This window comes from Pseudomonas sp. H3_C08 (assembly GCF_054669455.1).
The window spans coordinates 802,229-819,839 of sequence record NZ_CP162803.1 but is presented as its reverse complement, the minus strand read 5'-3'; the positions used below and the strand labels follow the sequence as shown (position 1 = coordinate 819,839).

General features: G+C 59.0%; 14 protein-coding genes. 6 read left to right on the top strand and 8 right to left on the bottom strand.

Translation table 11 applies throughout. The annotated features are described in order from the left end of the window. Position 1: 1 nt before the first annotated feature. The 5 genes from AB4N74_RS03935 to cobA all read left to right on the top strand — a co-directional run bounded on the left by AB4N74_RS03935 (position 2) and on the right by cobA (position 8,356). Positions 2–1,672: a protein kinase domain-containing protein gene (locus AB4N74_RS03935; protein ID WP_460098320.1), complete on the top strand. Its 1,671-nt coding sequence runs from the start codon at positions 2–4 to the stop codon at positions 1,670–1,672. Between the two features lie 421 nt (positions 1,673–2,093). Continuing rightward, entirely contained in the window at positions 2,094–4,547 is a 2,454-nt protein-coding gene (nirB, locus tag AB4N74_RS03930; RefSeq protein WP_257357969.1) for a nitrite reductase large subunit NirB, read from the top strand. After that, positions 4,544–4,861 carry a nitrite reductase small subunit NirD gene (nirD, locus tag AB4N74_RS03925; RefSeq protein ID WP_016985592.1) on the top strand — a complete coding sequence of 106 codons (318 nt, stop codon included), beginning with the start codon at positions 4,544–4,546 and terminating at the stop codon, positions 4,859–4,861. The genes nirB and nirD overlap by 4 nt, the downstream gene beginning before the upstream one ends. Next, positions 4,861–7,575 (top strand): nitrate reductase, encoded by a 2,715-nt coding sequence (locus tag AB4N74_RS03920; protein ID WP_460098317.1) that lies wholly within the window; start codon positions 4,861–4,863, stop codon positions 7,573–7,575. Before nirD ends, AB4N74_RS03920 begins: the two co-directional genes overlap by 1 nt. Positions 7,576–7,588: 13 nt before the next feature. Further along, on the top strand, positions 7,589–8,356 hold the full coding sequence (gene cobA, locus AB4N74_RS03915) for a uroporphyrinogen-III C-methyltransferase (protein ID WP_460098315.1): 768 nt from the start codon (positions 7,589–7,591) through the stop codon (positions 8,354–8,356). A gap of 96 nt (positions 8,357–8,452) precedes the next feature. Here the strand turns inward: cobA and AB4N74_RS03910 are convergent, their stop codons facing one another. The 8 genes from AB4N74_RS03910 to ppsA all read right to left on the bottom strand — a co-directional run bounded on the left by AB4N74_RS03910 (position 8,453) and on the right by ppsA (position 16,612). Beyond that, positions 8,453–9,487: an OmpA family protein gene (locus AB4N74_RS03910; RefSeq protein WP_034152869.1), complete on the bottom strand. Its 1,035-nt coding sequence runs from the start codon at positions 9,485–9,487 to the stop codon at positions 8,453–8,455. Between the two features lie 107 nt (positions 9,488–9,594). Next, a complete protein-coding gene (gene sigX / locus AB4N74_RS03905) occupies positions 9,595–10,185 on the bottom strand; it encodes an RNA polymerase sigma factor SigX (RefSeq protein ID WP_011333251.1) in 591 nt (196 codons plus the stop codon). A gap of 90 nt (positions 10,186–10,275) precedes the next feature. Beyond that, entirely contained in the window at positions 10,276–11,100 is an 825-nt protein-coding gene (locus tag AB4N74_RS03900) for a mechanosensitive ion channel family protein (protein WP_007916401.1), read from the bottom strand. A 2-nt stretch (positions 11,101–11,102) separates the two neighbouring features. Beyond that, a complete protein-coding gene (locus tag AB4N74_RS03895; RefSeq protein WP_008076827.1) occupies positions 11,103–11,351 on the bottom strand; it encodes a hypothetical protein in 249 nt (82 codons plus the stop codon). 63 nt (positions 11,352–11,414) lie between these two features. Then, entirely contained in the window at positions 11,415–12,410 is a 996-nt protein-coding gene (locus AB4N74_RS03890) for a zinc transporter ZntB (protein WP_460098312.1), read from the bottom strand. A 22-nt stretch (positions 12,411–12,432) separates the two neighbouring features. Continuing rightward, positions 12,433–12,924: a ribonuclease E activity regulator RraA gene (gene rraA, locus AB4N74_RS03885; RefSeq protein WP_093431777.1), complete on the bottom strand. Its 492-nt coding sequence runs from the start codon at positions 12,922–12,924 to the stop codon at positions 12,433–12,435. Between the two features lie 224 nt (positions 12,925–13,148). After that, positions 13,149–14,138: an alpha/beta fold hydrolase gene (locus tag AB4N74_RS03880; protein ID WP_093431775.1), complete on the bottom strand. Its 990-nt coding sequence runs from the start codon at positions 14,136–14,138 to the stop codon at positions 13,149–13,151. Between the two features lie 98 nt (positions 14,139–14,236). After that, positions 14,237–16,612, bottom strand: a complete 2,376-nt coding sequence (ppsA, locus tag AB4N74_RS03875) for a phosphoenolpyruvate synthase (RefSeq protein ID WP_099758458.1) — start codon at positions 16,610–16,612, stop codon at positions 14,237–14,239. Between the two features lie 174 nt (positions 16,613–16,786). On the opposite strand from ppsA, the gene ppsR reads away from it, so the two are divergent. After that, positions 16,787–17,605 carry a posphoenolpyruvate synthetase regulatory kinase/phosphorylase PpsR gene (gene ppsR / locus AB4N74_RS03870; protein WP_016773826.1) on the top strand — a complete coding sequence of 273 codons (819 nt, stop codon included), beginning with the start codon at positions 16,787–16,789 and terminating at the stop codon, positions 17,603–17,605. Positions 17,606–17,611: the final 6 nt, after the last annotated feature.

The window sequence follows — 17,611 nt, the reverse complement described above, 5'->3', positions numbered from 1 at the left end:
GATGGCCCTGCAACTGAGTTTCGCCGAAGCCAGCGCCACCGGTCCGCGCGCGGAGAATCAGGACGCTTTGCGTCTGGTCACGCCCGCGCCGGCGCTGGCGGCGAGCAAGGGTTATCTGTTCGCCATCGCCGACGGCGTCAGCCAGTGTGCCGATGGCGGACTGGCTGCGCGTTCGACCTTGCAAGCCTTGGCGCTGGACTACTACGCCACACCGGAAACCTGGAGCGTGGCCCAGGCACTGGATCGCCTGCTGCTCGCGCAAAACCGCTGGTTGCAGGCCAACGGTGGTGGGCAACCGTTGCTCACCACGGTCAGCGCCTTGGTCATGCGTGGTCGGCGTTTCACCCTCGCCCACGTCGGCGATTGCCGGGTGTATCGCTGGCACGCCGACAGCTTGCAGCGAATCAGCGAAGACCACGTCTGGGATCAGCCGGGCATGCAGCATGTGCTCAAGCGTGCGCTGGGCCTGGATCAGCATCTGGTGCTGGATTTTCTCGACGGTGAACTGCGCGAGGGTGAGTGTTTCGTACTGCTCAGCGACGGGGTCTGGTCGACACTCGGCGATACCGCCATCGCGGCGATTCTGCGTGATCAACCGGATCTGCACAGTGCCGCGCAGACGCTGATCAACGCCGCGCATCTGGCGGGGAGCCAGGACAATGCCAGTGCTTTGCTGGTGCGGGTGGATGCGGTCGGTGAGGCGAGTATCGGCGATGCGCTGATTCATCTGCAGCAATGGCCCCTGCCGCCACCGTTGAAACCCGGTCAGTCGTTCGAAGGCTGGCAAGTGCTGGAGGTTGTCGCTCAGAGCCAGCAATCGCTGCTGTATCGGGTGCTTGATGGACAAGGTCAAACGTGGCTTCTGAAAACCCTACCCACGCGTTCCGCCGATGATTCCTACGCCGGGCAAGCACTGTTGTCCGAGGAATGGTTTCTGAAACGCGTAGCCGGTCGCCACTTTCCTGAAGTCCATGCCTGCCAGCAGCGTCAGCATTTGTACTACGTGATGCGGGAATATTCCGGGGCGACGCTGGCACAGCTGTTTCAACAGTCAGGCCCGCTGCCGTTGGCACAGTGGCAGGACATCGCCGAGCGCCTGTTGCGTGCGGTCGGGCTGTTGCATCGGCGGCAGATCCTGCACCGGGACATCAAACCGGAAAATCTGCACGTGGGCGACGACGGCGAATTGCGTCTGCTGGATTTTGGCCTGGCGTACTGCCCAGGCTTGTCCGAAGACGCGCCGTCAACGTTGCCCGGGACACCCACTTACATCGCTCCGGAAGCATTTCGCGGTGATCCGCCAAGTGTGCCGCAGGATTTGTATGCGGTCGGCGTGACCCTGTATTTCCTGCTGACAGGGCATTTTCCCTATGGCGAAATTGAAGCGTTTCAACGACCGCGCTTTGGTCTGCCGGTGAGCGCCAGTCGCTATCGGCCGGATCTGCCGGAATGGCTGGCGCAGAGTCTGGAGCGTGGGGTGGCGGCTGATCCGCAACAACGGTTTGAAACGGCTGAGGAATGGCTGTTGGTGCTGGAACAGGGTGAGCGGCGGAGTTTGAGTGTGCGGCCCAGACCATTATTGGAGCGTGAGCCATTGAAGGTCTGGCGGACGATCGCGTTGCTGGCGTTGCTCGGAAATGTGGCGCTGCTGGTTTTGTTGTTTCACAGTTGAACCGCGTCGCGCCATTCGCGAGCAAGCTCGCTCCCACAGGAGATTTACGAACGACACGAATCCCCTGTGGGAGCGAGCTTGCTCGCGAAGGGGCCCGCCCAATCACTACAAATCCACCTGCCTGAATGCCCCACGAACGAGCAACCCGCCTCGATTCAGTGCAAAAAATTACCCTCAAAAACTGCCAAACCCCAATAAACACGCCATTCCCCCACTTGGCACAACCACTGCATTACCCCACTCAACACACACATAAAGCCCAACCTTCAACGACGAAGGCTGCGCTTCCCGAGAGAACGGGACCAGGACAAAGGCGTCCTCGCTAGGCAACTAGCGGGACGCCTTTTTTTGTTTGCGCAAAATTTCTCGAGCAAGGCCTGACTGCCCACAAGAGGCCAGCCGCAGCTCCCCGGAGAACCTGATGAAAAAACTCAAACTGGTGATGATCGGCAATGGCATGGCCGGGGTCCGCACCCTCGAAGAACTGCTCAAGCTGAGCAACGAGCTGTACGACATCACGGTCTTCGGCGCCGAACCGCACACCAACTACAACCGCATCCTGCTGTCGCCGGTGCTGGCCGGTGAGCAAACCTTCGAAGAGATCGTCCTCAACGACCTCGACTGGTACCTGGAAAACAACATCAAGTTGCTGCTCAACCGCAAAGTGGTGGAGATCGACCGGGTCAAACGCCGGGTGATCGCCGAGGACGGCACCGAAGCCGAATACGATCGCCTGCTGATCGCCACCGGTTCGACGCCGTTCATCCTGCCGATCCCCGGCAACACCTTGCACGGAGTGATCGGCTATCGCGACATCGCCGATACCCAGGCAATGATCGACACCGCTAAAACCCACAAACACGCGGTGGTCATCGGTGGCGGTCTGCTCGGGCTCGAAGCCGCCAATGGCCTGATGCTGCGCGGCATGCACGTCACCGTGGTGCACATCGGTGAGTGGTTGCTGGAACGTCAACTCGACAAAACCAGCGGCCAACTGCTGCAAAACGCTCTTGAATCCCGTGGCCTGCACTTCCGTCTGTCCGAACAGACTCAGGCGCTGCACGACGCAGGCAATGGCCGGGTCGGCTCGGTGCAGTTCAAGAACGGCGAGATCATCCCCGCCGATCTGGTGGTAATGGCTGCCGGTATTCGTCCCAACACAGAATTGGCGGAAAAGGCCGGCATCCCGTGCAATCGCGGGATTCTGGTCAACGACACGCTGCAAACCTACGACCCGCGCATTTATGCCATCGGCGAGTGCGCCAGCCACCGCGGCATTGCCTACGGTCTGGTCGCGCCGTTGTTCGAACAGGCCAAGGTCTGCGCCAACCACCTCGCACAACTGGGCTTCGCCCGTTATCAGGGTTCGGTGACCTCGACCAAGTTGAAAGTCACCGGCATCGATCTGTTTTCTGCCGGCGATTTCATGGGCGGCGAAGGCACGGAAACCATCACCCTCTCCGACCCGATCGGCGGTGTGTACAAAAAATTGGTGATCAAGGATGACGTGCTGGTCGGCGCCTGTCTGTACGGCGATACGGCAGATGGCGGTTGGTATTTCCGGCAGATTCGTGAGAATCACGCCATCGGCGAGATCCGTGATCACCTCATGTTCGGAGAAAACGCACTCGGAGACGTAGGACATCAGGGCCAGGACAAAGCCATGGTCATGGCCGACAGCGCCGAAGTCTGCGGCTGCAATGGCGTGTGCAAAGGCACCATCGTCAAAGCCATTCAGGAACACGGCCTGTTCAGCGTCGATGAGGTGAAGAAACATACCAAGGCTGCCAGCTCCTGCGGCTCCTGCGCCGGGCTGGTCGAACAGATCCTGATCAACACCGTCGGCGGTGCGGCGGACGTCAAACCGAAGAGCGAAAAAGCCATCTGCGGTTGCAGCGACCTCAATCACGGGCAGATCCGTCAGGCCATCCGCGAGCAACATCTGCTGACCATCGCCGGCACCATGAGCTACCTCAACTGGCGCACGCCGAACGGCTGCGCAACATGCCGCCCTGCCCTCAACTATTACCTGATTTCCACTTGGCCCGGCGAAGCCAAGGACGATCCGCAATCGCGCCTGATCAACGAACGCGCCCACGCCAACATTCAGAAGGACGGCACCTATTCGGTGGTGCCACGGATGTGGGGCGGCGTGACCAATCCTTCGGAACTGCGGCGGATTGCCGACGTGGCCGACAAGTACAACGTGCCGATGGTCAAGGTCACCGGCGGTCAGCGCATCGACTTGCTCGGCATCAAGAAGCAGGATTTGCCCGGCGTCTGGAAAGACCTCGACATGCCGTCCGGGCATGCCTACGGCAAATCCATCCGTACCGTGAAGACCTGCGTCGGCAGCGAGTTCTGCCGCTTCGGCACGCAAAACTCGACACAACTGGGCATCGAGCTCGAGCACGATCTGTTCAACATGTGGTCGCCGCACAAAGTGAAACTCGCCGTCTCCGGTTGCCCACGCAACTGCTCGGAAGCGGGGATCAAAGACGTAGGAATTATCGGTGTCGACTCCGGTTGGGAGATGTACATCGGCGGTAACGGCGGAATCAAAACCGAGGTCGCTGAGTTCTTCGTCAAGCTGAAAACCGCCGAGGAAGTCCGCGAATACAACGGCGCGTTCCTGCAGCTCTACCGCGAAGAAGCCTTCTACCTCGAACGCACCGTGCACTACCTGCAACGGGTCGGCATGGAGCACATCAAGAAAGCCGTGCTCGAAGACCCCGAGCGTCGCAAGGCCCTGAACGAGCGCCTGCAATTCTCTCTGTCGTTCGAGCAAGACCCTTGGAAAGAGCGTCTGGCGCAGCCGCAACTGAAGAAAGAATTCGACGTAATTCCCGTGAAAAACCTGGAGGTGCCGGCATGAACTGGCTGGATATCTGTGCCCTCGACGAGATCAATGCCCTCGGTTCGCGAATCATTGCCGGGCCGAAAGGTGACATCGCGATTTTTCGTACAAGCGACGATGAGGTTTTCGCCCTCGACGACCGCTGCCCGCACAAGGGCGGGCCATTGTCGCAAGGTTTGATCTACGGCAAACGTGTGGCCTGCCCGTTGCACAACTGGCAAATCGACCTCGAATCTGGCGAAGCTCAGGCGCCGGATATCGGTTGCGCGCACCATCACCCGGCGCGGGTCGAAAACGGTCGTGTACAACTGGCCCTGCGGGACGCCATCTGATGAGCCGCCAGACGACCGCCTCGACCTGCTGTTATTGCGGGGTCGGCTGTGGCGTGCTGATCGAGCATGACGGCGAGCGCATCCTCGGCGTCAGCGGCGATCCGGCGCACCCGGCCAACTTCGGCAAACTGTGCAGCAAAGGCTCAACCCTGCACCTGACCGGCGACCTCGCGGCTCGCGCGCTGTACCCGGAACTGCGTCTGGGCAAAGGCCTGGCGCGCAGCCGAACGAATTGGGATACGGCACTGGAACACGCTGCCAACGTGTTCGCCGAGACCATTGCCGAGCACGGCCCGGACAGCGTGGCGTTCTATATCTCCGGGCAGTTACTGACCGAGGACTATTACGCTTTCAACAAACTGGCGCGGGCGTTGGTCGGGACCAACAACATCGACAGCAATTCGCGCCTGTGCATGTCTTCAGCAGTGGTCGGCTACAAACGCAGCCTCGGCGCCGATGCTCCTCCGTGCAGTTATGAAGACCTGGAACTCAGCGATTGCGTGATGATCGTCGGCAGTAACATGGCCTACGCCCATCCGGTACTTTTCCGTCGACTGGAAGAGGCAAAATCCCGTCGCGCACAGATGAAAGTCATCGTCATTGATCCACGGCGCACCGACACCTGCGACCTCGCCGATCTGCATCTGGCAATTCTGCCGGGCACCGATGTCGCGTTGTTTCACGGAATTCTGCATCTGTTGTTGTGGGAAGACTGGATCGACCGTGACTTCATCAAGGCGCACACCGGTGGCCTCGCCGACTTGAAAAATCTGGTGCGCGATTACACCCCGCAAATGGTTTCGCAACTGTGCGGGATCAGTGTCGAGCAACTGCAGCAGTGCGCTGAATGGGTGGGCACCTCGCCGAGTTTTCTGTCGCTGTGGTGCATGGGCCTGAACCAGTCCACCGCTGGCAGCGCGAAGAACAGCGCGCTGATCAATCTGCACTTGGCCACCGGGCAAATCGGCCGTCCGGGTGCAGGACCTTTCTCCCTTACCGGTCAGCCAAATGCCATGGGCGGGCGTGAAACGGGCAGTTTGTCGAATCTGTTGCCGGGCCATCGAGACCCGGCCAACCCTGAACACCGTGCCGAAGTGGCGGCTTATTGGGGCGTTGATCGGTTGCCGGAAAATACTGGTCTCAGTGCCATCGAACTGTTCGAGCAAATGCGCAACAGCAAGATCAAGGCGTTGTGGATTGCCTGCACCAACCCTGCGCAATCGATGCCGGACCAACATGCTGTGCGAGCAGCGCTTGAGACCTGCCCGTTTGTGGTTCTGCAAGAAGCCTTTCGCACCACCGAAACCGCAGCATTCGCCGATCTCCTGCTGCCTGCCGCCAGTTGGGGCGAGAAAGAAGGCTCGGTGACCAATTCCGAGCGACGCATTTCCCACGTGCGTAAAGCCATCCTCCCACCGGGTGAGGCGCGGCCGGACTGGGCGATCACGGTAGATTTCGCACAACGTCTGGAGAAACGTCTGCGTCCCGCTGAACCAAGCCTGTTTGCGTTTGCTCAGCCCGCGCAGTTGTTCGATGAATTCAAAGGGCTGACCCGTGGACGGGATCTGGATATGTCCGGGATCAGCCACGCGCTGATCGACGAGATCGGACCGCAGCAATGGCCCTTCCCTGTCGGAGCGCGGCAAGGAACGCCACGACTGTACGAGGACGGGATTTTTCCGACCGCCAACGGACGCGCGCAATTCATATCCGACCCGTATCGCGCCGCTAAAGAGCAGCGCGATGCTCGCTTTCCACTGACGTTGATCACTGGCCGCTTGCGCGATCAATGGCACGGTATGAGCCGCACTGGCACGGCAGCGCAATTGTTCGGGCATGTCAGCGAAGCGGTGTTGAGCCTGCACCCGGACGAAATGCGCCGGCATCGTTTGCAGCCGGGCGATCTGGTCAACCTTAAAAGTCGTCGCGGCGCGGTAATCGTCGCGGTTGACAGCGATGACAGCGTACGTCCGGGGCAAGCGTTTCTGCCGATGCACTGGGGCGACCGTTTTCTCAAGGGCGGTGTGAACAGCCTGACCCTGCCGGACTTTGATCCGCTGTCGAAGCAACCGGAACTCAAACACAACGGTGTGCGCCTCGAGCCGGTCAGTCTGCCGTGGCAACTTTTCGCACTGATCGAGGGTGATGTTCAACGGCATTTCGAGACGCTACGACCGCTCTGTGAGGCATTTTCCTACGTGAGTCTCAGCCTTGTCGGACGTGAACGATCGGCATTGCTGATACGCGCGGCCAGCAGCGAAGCTCCGAATGCGCAATTGCTCGGTGAAATCGACCAATGCCTGTCACTGATCGACGGCCCGGTATTGGCTTATGACGATCCTCGCCGCGCCATTGGCAAACGCGTGCGCATTGAAAACGGCCGGATCACTGCGATCCGGTTAGCCGGTGAAACCCTCGCTCAGCATTGGCTGCAAGGGTTGTGGCTGGAAGGCCGTGCGGATGAGCAACTGCGGCGCTGGCTATTGGCGCCAATGAGTGCGCCGCCGGGCAGTGTCGGGGCGCAAATGGCTGTGGATAAAACCCTGTGCAACTGCAAGAACGTCAGCCTCAACACGGTCTGCGCCGGCATTCGCCAAGGTCTGGATCTGCAGGGCTTGAAAAACCAACTGGGCTGCGGCACGCAATGCGGCTCGTGCGTCCCGGAAATAAAACGCTTACTGGCTGCCGACGTGCAGCCAGCCGCCATCATCTGATGAGGAAAACACCATGAACGCAAAAGTCTGGCTGGTCGGCGCGGGACCGGGTGATCCGGAACTGCTGACCCTCAAAGCGGTGCGCGCCCTGCGCGAGGCCGATGTGGTGCTGATCGATGATCTGGTCAACGACGCGGTGCTGGAACACTGCCTTGACGCCCGCATCATTGCAGTGGGTAAACGCGGCGGCTGCCGTTCGACACCGCAAGCGTTTATCCATCGGCTGATGCTGCGCTATGCCCGCCATGGCAAGTGTGTGGTGCGGCTCAAGGGCGGCGATCCGTGCATCTTCGGCCGTGGCGGCGAAGAGGCGCAGTGGCTGCGTGAGCGCGGAGTTGAGGTGGAACTGGTCAATGGCATTACCGCTGGGCTGGCCGGGGCGACGCAGTGCGATATTCCGCTGACGTTACGCGGTGTGGCGCGCGGGGTGACGCTGGTGACTGCACACACCCAGGACGACAGCCAGTTGAACTGGCAGGCGCTGGCACAGGGGGGTACGACGCTGGTGGTTTATATGGGCGTGGCCAAGCTGGGGGAGATTCGCGATCAACTGCTGGCAGGCGGGATGGCGGCGGATACGCCGGTGGCGATGATCGAGAATGCATCGTTGCCAGAGCAGCGCGAATGCCGGAGTGATCTGGCGAGCATGAGTGATGACGCGTGTGCGTTTGGATTGAAAAGCCCGGCGATTCTGGTGATCGGGGCGGTGGCGGCTGTTGTTGAAGAGCAAAAGATCGCAGCCTGCGGCAGCTCCTACTTTGGATCTGCATTGGTCCTGTAGGAGCTGACGCAGGCTGCGACCTTTTAAAGCTGCAAAGCAAATTGCAGGCAAAGAAAAGCCCGGCCTAAGCCGGGCTTTTCTCAGAGCGGCAGCTAATTACTTAGCTTGAGCTTCAACCTGCGCTTCTACGCGACGGTTTACAGCGCGGCCAGCTTCAGTTTTGTTGTCAGCAACTGGGCGGGATTCGCCGTAGCCAACAGACTGAACGCGGGACGATTCAACACCGTACTGGTTGGTCAGAACTTGCTTAACGGCGTTTGCACGACGCTCGGACAGTTTCTGGTTGTAAGCGTCAGGACCGACGGAGTCAGTGTGACCTTCAACAGTAGTGGTGGTGGATGGGTACTGCTTCATGAAGTCAGCCAGGTTTTTGATGTCGCCGTAGCTGTTTGGCTTCACAACCGACTTGTCGAAGTCGAACTTAACGTCCAGCTCAACACGAACAACTTCAGCAACTGCTGGGCAGCCGTCAGCGTCAACAGTTACGTTGGCTGGGGTGTCCGGGCACTTGTCAACGTTGTCGCAAACGCCATCGTTGTCGCTGTCGGAGCAGACTTCAGCTGGTGCTGGAACTGGAGCAGCAGCAGGCTTGGAGCCGCCACCGAAGTTCACACCGATACCGACGCTAGGAGCCCACTCGGTGTCGCCCTGGTCGATGTTGTACTGAGCTTCAACGCCAGCACGGGCGTAGAAGTTGTCGGTGAAGTACAGCTTGGCACCAGCGCCAACGTTGGCGAAGGTGGAGCGGTCACGACCGCCGGAACCGTTCTGACCGATGCTCTGATCGGAGAAACCAGCCGATACGTATGGACGCAGCATGTCGCCTGGGTTGTTGAAGTGGTACAGAGCGTCCAGAGCGGTGTTAGCGCCCTTGATGTTACGACCGTCGTCGGAACGCACGTTGTGCACTTCGTCGTAGCCCAGACGCAGTTCAACGTCGTCGGTCAGGAAGTAACCGATCGAGCCGCCGAACAGGTTGCCGTTGTTCTTGAAGTTACGAGCGCTGTCGAATTGTTCTTTCTTTGCGAAGCCTTCGATTTCAACTGCGCCTTGGCCTTGTGCCAGAGCGCCGAACGAAGTGGCGGCAATCAGAGAACCAATGGCCAAGCCCAAGGTGTTTTTCAGTTTCATCCGTTAAATCCCCATCTGGTGATTGTGAAGCAGTCCCGCAAACCGGGGGACAACTCGGCGGCAAGTCTATCAGAACTTGCCTACACGTAAGAGATATTTGCGCTGAACTAAGTTTCAGCAATGCCTGCAAATTTCTCACGCAATTTATCTAGAGCACGTTTGTAACGCATTTTTGTCGCACTCAAACCCATGTGCATGATGTCTGCGATCTCCTGAAATTCCAGCTCTGCGACAAATCGAAGCACCAGAATTTCACGGTCAATCGGGTTCACATACACCAGCCAGCGATCAAGCCCGCCCTTCTCCTCGGGTTTCGGCGCCTTTTCTTCGGACGCTTCCTCGAGGGGGTCAAGACTCAATGCGTCCATCAAGCGACGCTTTCGCCGTTCCTTCCGATACTGCGTAATACATTCGTTGTACGTGATGCTGTAGAGCCACGTTTTGAACTTCGATTTCCCCTCGAAGTTCTTCAGGCCATACAGCACCTTCAACATGACTTCCTGACAGACATCGTCTGCGTCGCGATCGTTCCCAAGATATCTCGCACAAACGTTAAATAATGTTCGCTGGTAACGCCGCATCAGTTCTTCATAGGCGCGCGTTACGTGAAAAAGCTCGGTATGCGAGCGCGCGACCAACTCCTCATCAGAGAGCTCGCGGGGGTCGTAGCGCGTGGATAGCGTTTGGGCTTTATTCAAAACAAGTCGTGCCGACAGTCAGGTCAATGTCCGCCGCAACCAGCATCAGCTGGCATTTTGCGGCGGCATACATTAGCAGGGTTTGCCGGATTAGCGGCTACTCACATGCTGTTCCAGCAGGATCCGATTGGAAAGAGAGACTAGCTCACCCTCATCGGTCAGCAATGTGGTTTTAACCGTGCCGATCTCCTCGATCTGGCCTTCGACCTCGCCAACACGCACTTGTTGCCCAACCTGATACAACTCACGCACATAGATTCCCGCAAGAATCTGACCGGCAATTTCCCGGCTTCCCAAACCCATGGCCAGCGCAACGGCCAGACCAACGGTAATCAAAACGATGACGATCACATGGTTCAGCAGGTCAGTCTTGACCTCAAGCTGACTGATCGCGACCGAGATGCTGATGATGATCACCAGCCCTTGCGCAATTCGCCCCAGCCCCGAAGCGTAGTCCAGGCCCACGCCTTCTGCCGCCCCGCGCACCAGCCCGTTGGCCAGTTGCGCGAGCAAAACACCTACCAGCAACACCAGCGCCGCGCCGAATACTTTCGGCAAATAGAGCGCCAACATATCCAGCGTAGCCGAAACTCGCTCAAGGCCAAGGGATTCTGCTGCAGAAACCAGGAAAATCAGCAGGACGAACCAATAAACGATCTTGCCGATCAGGGTCGAGATCGGAACTTGCAACCCGGCGCGCGACATCAACTTGGTCAGCCCGGTGCCGCCCATCAGGCGATCAAGACCGAGCTTGGCGAGCAGTTTGGACAGCAGGGTATCGAGCAGCTTGGCCACGACGAAACCCAACAGCAGCACGACCAGTGCGCCGAACAGGTTCGGGATGAAGTTGGCGACTTTGGTCCACAACGCAGTCATTGCCGTGACGAGGCTCTGAGTCCAGAGATCAAGTTCCATATTCAATCAGCCTTATCAGCAGTGCGAGCGGTAGGTTTACGAAGACGGGAAACCGGCGAGACATGCGCCGATCCATTATTCAGGGCGATCATCAGCGCGGGCAGCCAGCGGCCCAGCAGGCTGAACAGATCACCGGCGCCAACCTGGCGGTTGGCGGTTTTGAGTACGCGGCCCAGGCACGCATCGTCGTCGCGGCTGGACGGCGAAGCGTTGAGCATGTCGCGCAAAGACTGTTCAAACGGATCGTGCATACGCACCTCTCGTGATGTCTGTGAAAGACGCGGGCAGATTTGGTCGGGTCACATGCGCCATCTTCATACCCAGCGCAAACGACGGAATAACCACCACTGACCAAAGGCCAGGGCGAGCACCGTCAAACAGGCAATCAGGAAACCATAAGGGCTGCTGGAGAACGGAATTCCGCCGACGTTTATACCCAGCAAACCGGTGATAAAACTCATCGGCAAAAAGATGCAGGTGATGATCCCGAAGCGGTACATCGTGCGATTCATGCGCTCGCTCAAGCGCCGGTCTTCAGCCTCCAGCACAAGCCCCACGCGCTCTCGGGTCAATTCGAGCTCTTCGAGATAGCGGGTCAGACTGTTGTTCAGTTCGTTCCAGTAATCGGCATCGTCATCGACAAACCACTGCAGTTTTATCCGCGTGAGTTGTCCGAAAATATCCCGCTGCGGTGCAAGAAAACGCTTTAGTCCGGCCGCCCGGCGACGGATGTGCAAAATGGCGCCATGCTCGGGAGTATACCGTTCGTCGGCATCCATCTTTTCTTCTTCCTCATCGGCGATTTCCGAGAGGCAAGTGACCAGATCCTGCACCTTGTTGGTGAGGAACTGCGCCAGATAAAGGATCAGTTCGGAGGAGGTTTTCGGGCCGTTGCCGTCGGCCAATTGCGCCAGCAGCTCATCGGTGGCGCGCAACGGGCGCAAACGCAGGGAAATCACCCGTTGGGCAGAAGCGAAAATCCGCACCGAGACCATGTCTTCCGGCTCGGCGCCCGGGTTGAGATTGACCCCGCGCAGAAACAGCAACAGTTCGGCATCCGGCAGCGGCAACAGGCGCGGCCGGGTGTTCTCTTCCAGCAGCAGATCACAGGTGAATTCATTGAGCCCGCTGGATTTGCGCAGCCAGGTCTGGGTCTGCGGATGGCTGCGATCCCAATGCAGCCACAGGCTTTCATGGGCCTGCAGCTGCAAATCGTCGAGCTCAGTCCGGGCTATCGAACGCGCACCGCCTTTTCCGTCCAGCACCAGGGCATGCACTAGCCCCCACTGCGCGTTTTCTTCCTCGAACATCCGCATCCCTTTGTCGAAAAGCTTATTCAGGCATCTTCAGCGGACTCGGCGAGATGATCACGCCGTTGTTGTCCGCATAAATGTAGTGGCCCGGGTGGAACGTCACACCGGCGAAAGTCACCGGGACGTTGAGGTCGCCAATACCACGTTTTTCAGTTTTCATCGGATGGCTGGCCAGCGCCTGCACGCCCAGATCGGTCTGGGCGATGACGTCAACGTCACGGATGCAGCCGTAGATCACCAGCCCTTCCCAACCGTTTTTCGCCGCCTTCTCGGCGATCATGTCGCCCAGCAGCGCACGGCGCAGCGAACCGCCGCCATCGACCACCAGCACCTTGCCGCTGCCCTTGAGTTCAGCCTGTTCCTTGACCAGCGAGTTGTCTTCGAAGCATTTGATGGTCACGATTTCGCCGCCGAACGAATCACGGCCGCCGAAATTGCTGAACATCGGTTCCAGCACCTGTACCAGCTCCGGATAGGCGTCGCACAGATCAGGCGTAAGGTAATGGTTCATCGAAAAACTCCTGTAAAAAGGAAAACGATCAAGGATGCTGCGTTCTGAGGAGACGAGTTTCGGTGGTCGTTGTTTACCTTAGTCCATCCCATGGTCGCTGAACGAACCTGAACAAACCCTGAAACGTAATAGCTAAAGCGCCACCAAAAATGACCAGATCCGCACATTGCGTCATATCTTAGCCGCAAGCCAACCCGAACGAAATCCCTTCAAGGCCTTCGCACTCACACGGCAGCGGCCAGATCCGGCTTCTCGCCCAGCAATGGCGTGTGCTGATCGTTCAACCAAAGCGCCACCAATGGCCAGACCTCGGTCTGCGCCGCTTTGCTCACCAACATCTCGACATGGCCGAAATTATCGTTGAAGCCCTGCTCGCGCCCCAGATTGATGAACTGCTTGTGCTCGGAGCCGATCTGCTCGAACAATTTGCGACAGGCCCAGGCCGGATCCTGATGATCCCCTGCTGCGGTCACCGCCAGCACTGGCACTTGAACATCGGCCAGCCCCGCCCACCAATCCTTGTCCTTGTCGCCAAAACGACCGAACAAGCCGTACCAGCGCATGCTTTCCAGCGCCAGACCGATCGGCTCATCTTCCGGGCCACGCTTGAGACGCGAACCCGACAATTGCGCAAAACGCTTGAGGATAAAGCGCCCGCTCCACTCCACTGGCGGGATTTTCAGCGGCCAGTAGGTGCGGCTGACCTGGGTGCCGAAAAACGCCGCCGAAGCCACTGCCGGCTCGCCCAGGTATTCGCCACCGAGCGCCGCCGCCAGGGTGATGCCGCCCAGCGAATGACCAATCCAGTGCGGCACCTGTCCGCTCTGCTCACGCACGAACGCGGCAATCGCCGGCAGGTCGTAGCGGGCATAGTCGGCCACGCGATTGCGCCGGTATTCCTCATTGCGCTGCGACAGGCCGTGGCCGCGCATCTCCGGAATCCAAACGTCGAACCCCAGGCGCGTCAGATATGCGCCCAAGCCCAGGCCTTTGGGTGAGAACCAGAAGCGCCGATTGGAAAAACTGCCGTGCAGCAGAATCACCGGCACACCGCGAGGCGTCGAGTCATCGGCCATGCCCAAACGGGTCACAGCGATTTCCACGGACCAGTCGGGACTGTTGCCGGGTTTCAAGCGATACACGTCTTCGCTCAGATCACCACGCCGTTCGGCGCTGATCAGGGCGACAGGAAATAAGTTGCTGCTGCTTTGCATAATGCTCTTGCACAAAAAAGGGCGGCATCTACAGGAGCCCGCCCTACTTGAATCTCAAGGCCCGCCCCCTGAGAGGGAACAGGCCGTTCACATATTGATCAAGCCTGCGCCTGGCCTTCGGCGAGGAAGAACCAGGTTTCCAGCACGGAGTCCGGGTTCAGCGACACGCTTTCGATGCCCTGCTCCATCAGCCACTTGGCCAGATCCGGGTGGTCCGAAGGACCCTGACCGCAGATACCGATGTACTTGCCGGCCTTGTTGCATGCCGCAATCGCGTTGGCCAACAGCTTCTTGACCGCCGGATTACGCTCGTCGAACAGGTGCGCGATGATACCGGAATCGCGGTCCAGACCCAGGGTCAGCTGAGTCAGGTCGTTGGAACCGATCGAGAAACCGTCGAAGAATTCGAGGAATTCTTCAGCAAGGATCGCGTTGGATGGCAGTTCGCACATCATGATCACGCGCAGACCGTTGTCGCCGCGCTTCAAGCCGTTCTCGGCGAGCAGATCAACAACCTGGCTGGCTTCGCCCAGAGTACGGACAAACGGCACCATGATTTCGACGTTGGTCAGGCCCATCTCGTTGCGCACACGTTTCAGCGCGCGGCATTCGAGTTCGAAGCAGTCACGGAACGATTCGCTGATGTAACGCGAAGCGCCACGGAAGCCCAGCATCGGGTTTTCTTCTTCCGGCTCGTAGAGCTTGCCGCCGATCAGGTTGGCGTATTCGTTGGACTTGAAGTCCGACAGACGCACGATGACTTTCTTCGGTGCAAACGCAGCCGCGAGGGTGCTGATGCCTTCAACCAGTTTCTCGACATAGAAGCCGACCGGATCGTCGTAACCGGCGATACGCTTGTCGACGCTGTCCTTGATTTCCTGCGGCAGACCGTCGTAGTTCAACAGCGCTTTCGGGTGGACGCCGATCATGCGGTTGATGATGAATTCCAGACGGGCCAGGCCCACACCGGCGTTCGGCAGTTGCGCGAAGTCGAAGGCGCGGTCCGGGTTGCCGACGTTCATCATGATTTTGAACGGCAGCTCCGGCATGGCGTCGACGGAGTTCTTCTTGATGTCGAAGCCCAGTTCGCCTTCGAAGATGTAACCGGTGTCGCCCTCGGCGCACGAAACGGTCACGCCCTGGCCATCTTTCAGCAGTTGGGTGGCGTTGCCGCAACCGACCACTGCCGGAATACCCAGCTCACGAGCGATGATCGCCGCGTGGCAGGTACGGCCGCCACGGTTGGTGACGATGGCGCTGGCGCGCTTCATGACCGGTTCCCAGTCCGGGTCGGTCATGTCGGAAACCAGTACGTCGCCCGGCTGGACTTTGTCCATCTCGGACACGTCTTTGATGATGCGAACCTTACCGGCGCCGATGCGCTGGCCAATCGCACGACCTTCAACCAGCACGGTGCCGGTTTCTTTCAGCAGGTAACGTTCCATGACGTTGGCCTGGGTGCGGCTTTTCACGGTTTCCGGACGGGCCTGCACGATGTAGAGCTTGCCGTCGTCACCGTCCTTGGCCCACTCGATGTCCATCGGGCAGCCATAGTGCTTCTCGATGATCATCGCTTGTTTGGCCAGCTCGCTGACTTCAGCGTCGGACAGACAGAAACGCGCGCGATCCGCCTTGTCGACGTCAATGGTCTTGACCGAACGACCGGCCTTGGCCTCGTCGCCATAGATCATCTTGATCGCTTTGCTGCCCAGGTTGCGACGCAGGATCGCCGGACGACCGGCCTCCAGCGTGCCCTTGTGCACGTAGAACTCATCCGGGTTGACCGCGCCTTGTACGACGGTTTCGCCCAGGCCGTAGGCGCCGGTGATAAACACCACGTCACGGAAACCGGATTCGGTGTCGAGGGTGAACATCACGCCGGCAGTGCCGGTTTCCGAACGCACCATGCGCTGCACGCCAGCCGACAGGGCGACCAGTTTGTGGTCGAAGCCCTGGTGCACGCGGTAGGAGATCGCACGGTCGTTGAACAGCGACGCGAACACCTCTTTGGCGGCGCGGATAACGTTTTCCACACCACGGATGTTCAGGAAGGTTTCCTGCTGACCGGCGAACGAGGCGTCCGGCAAGTCTTCGGCGGTGGCGGAAGAACGCACGGCCACGGCCACATCAGGATTGCCGGCCGACAGCGCGGCGAACGCGGTGCGGATCTCGGCATTCAGTTTTTCGGGGAATTCGGCTTCCATGATCCATTGACGGATCTGGGCGCCGGTCTTGGCCAGAGCGTTGACGTCATCAACGTCGAGCGCGTCGAGGGCCTTGTGGATCTGGTCGTTGAGGCCGCTCAGTTCGAGGAAATCACGATAGGCCTGGGCCGTCGTGGCGAAGCCGCCGGGGACCGAAACACCGGCGCCTGCCAGGTTACTGATCATCTCGCCCAGGGATGCGTTCTTGCCCCCCACATGCTCAACATCGTGTTTGCCGAGCTTATCGAGGGAAACTACGTACTCTACCAAGGTGATCTCTCCACTAACTGTGTTGGAAAAGCTCAGAAACCGGCGGCCCGGGGGAGCCTTGGCCGGTTGTATGGCCTGGACCTGGAAAATAAGTGAGAATGCGGGCCAGTCGCGGCCGACAAATCGCGCCTATCATATCCAGAAATGCTCATTAGCTTAAGGCCCAAGGTGCAAATGAAACGATCTGCTTTCTTCATCTCCGATGGCACCGGCATCACTGCCGAAACCCTGGGTCAAAGCCTTCTGGCGCAGTTCGAAAACATTACCTTCAGCAAATTCACGCGACCGTACATCGACAGCGTTGAAAAAGCGCGGGCCATGGTACAACAAATCAACAAAGCCGCTGAAACCGACGGCTTTCGCCCGATCATCTTCGACACCATCGTCAATCAGGACATCCGTGAGATTCTCGCAACGTCCAATGGTTTCATGATCGACATTTTCTCGACCTTCCTTGCCCCGCTGGAGCAGGAACTGACCGAGCACTCTTCCTACACCGTCGGCAAGTCGCATTCGATCGGCCACAACTCCAACTACATGGAACGTATCGAGGCGGTTAACTTTGCCCTCGACAACGACGACGGCGCGCGCACGCACTATTACGACAAAGCCGATTTGATACTAGTGGGCGTGTCGCGATGCGGCAAAACGCCGACGTGTCTGTACATGGCCATGCAGTTCGGCATTCGCGCGGCCAACTATCCGCTGACCGAAGACGACATGGAACGCCTGACCCTGCCGACGGCCCTGCGCGCTCATCAGCACAAGCTGTTCGGCCTGACCATCGACCCCGACCGCCTCACCGCAATCCGCAACGAGCGCAAGCCCAACAGCCGTTATTCGAGCTACGCCCAGTGCGAATTCGAAGTGCGTGAAGTGGAAAACCTGTTCCGCCGCGAGAACATCCCGCACATCAACTCCACGCATTTTTCGGTGGAAGAGATTTCGGCGAAGATTCTGGTGGAGAAAGGTGTGGAGCGGCGGTTCAAATAGGTCTGT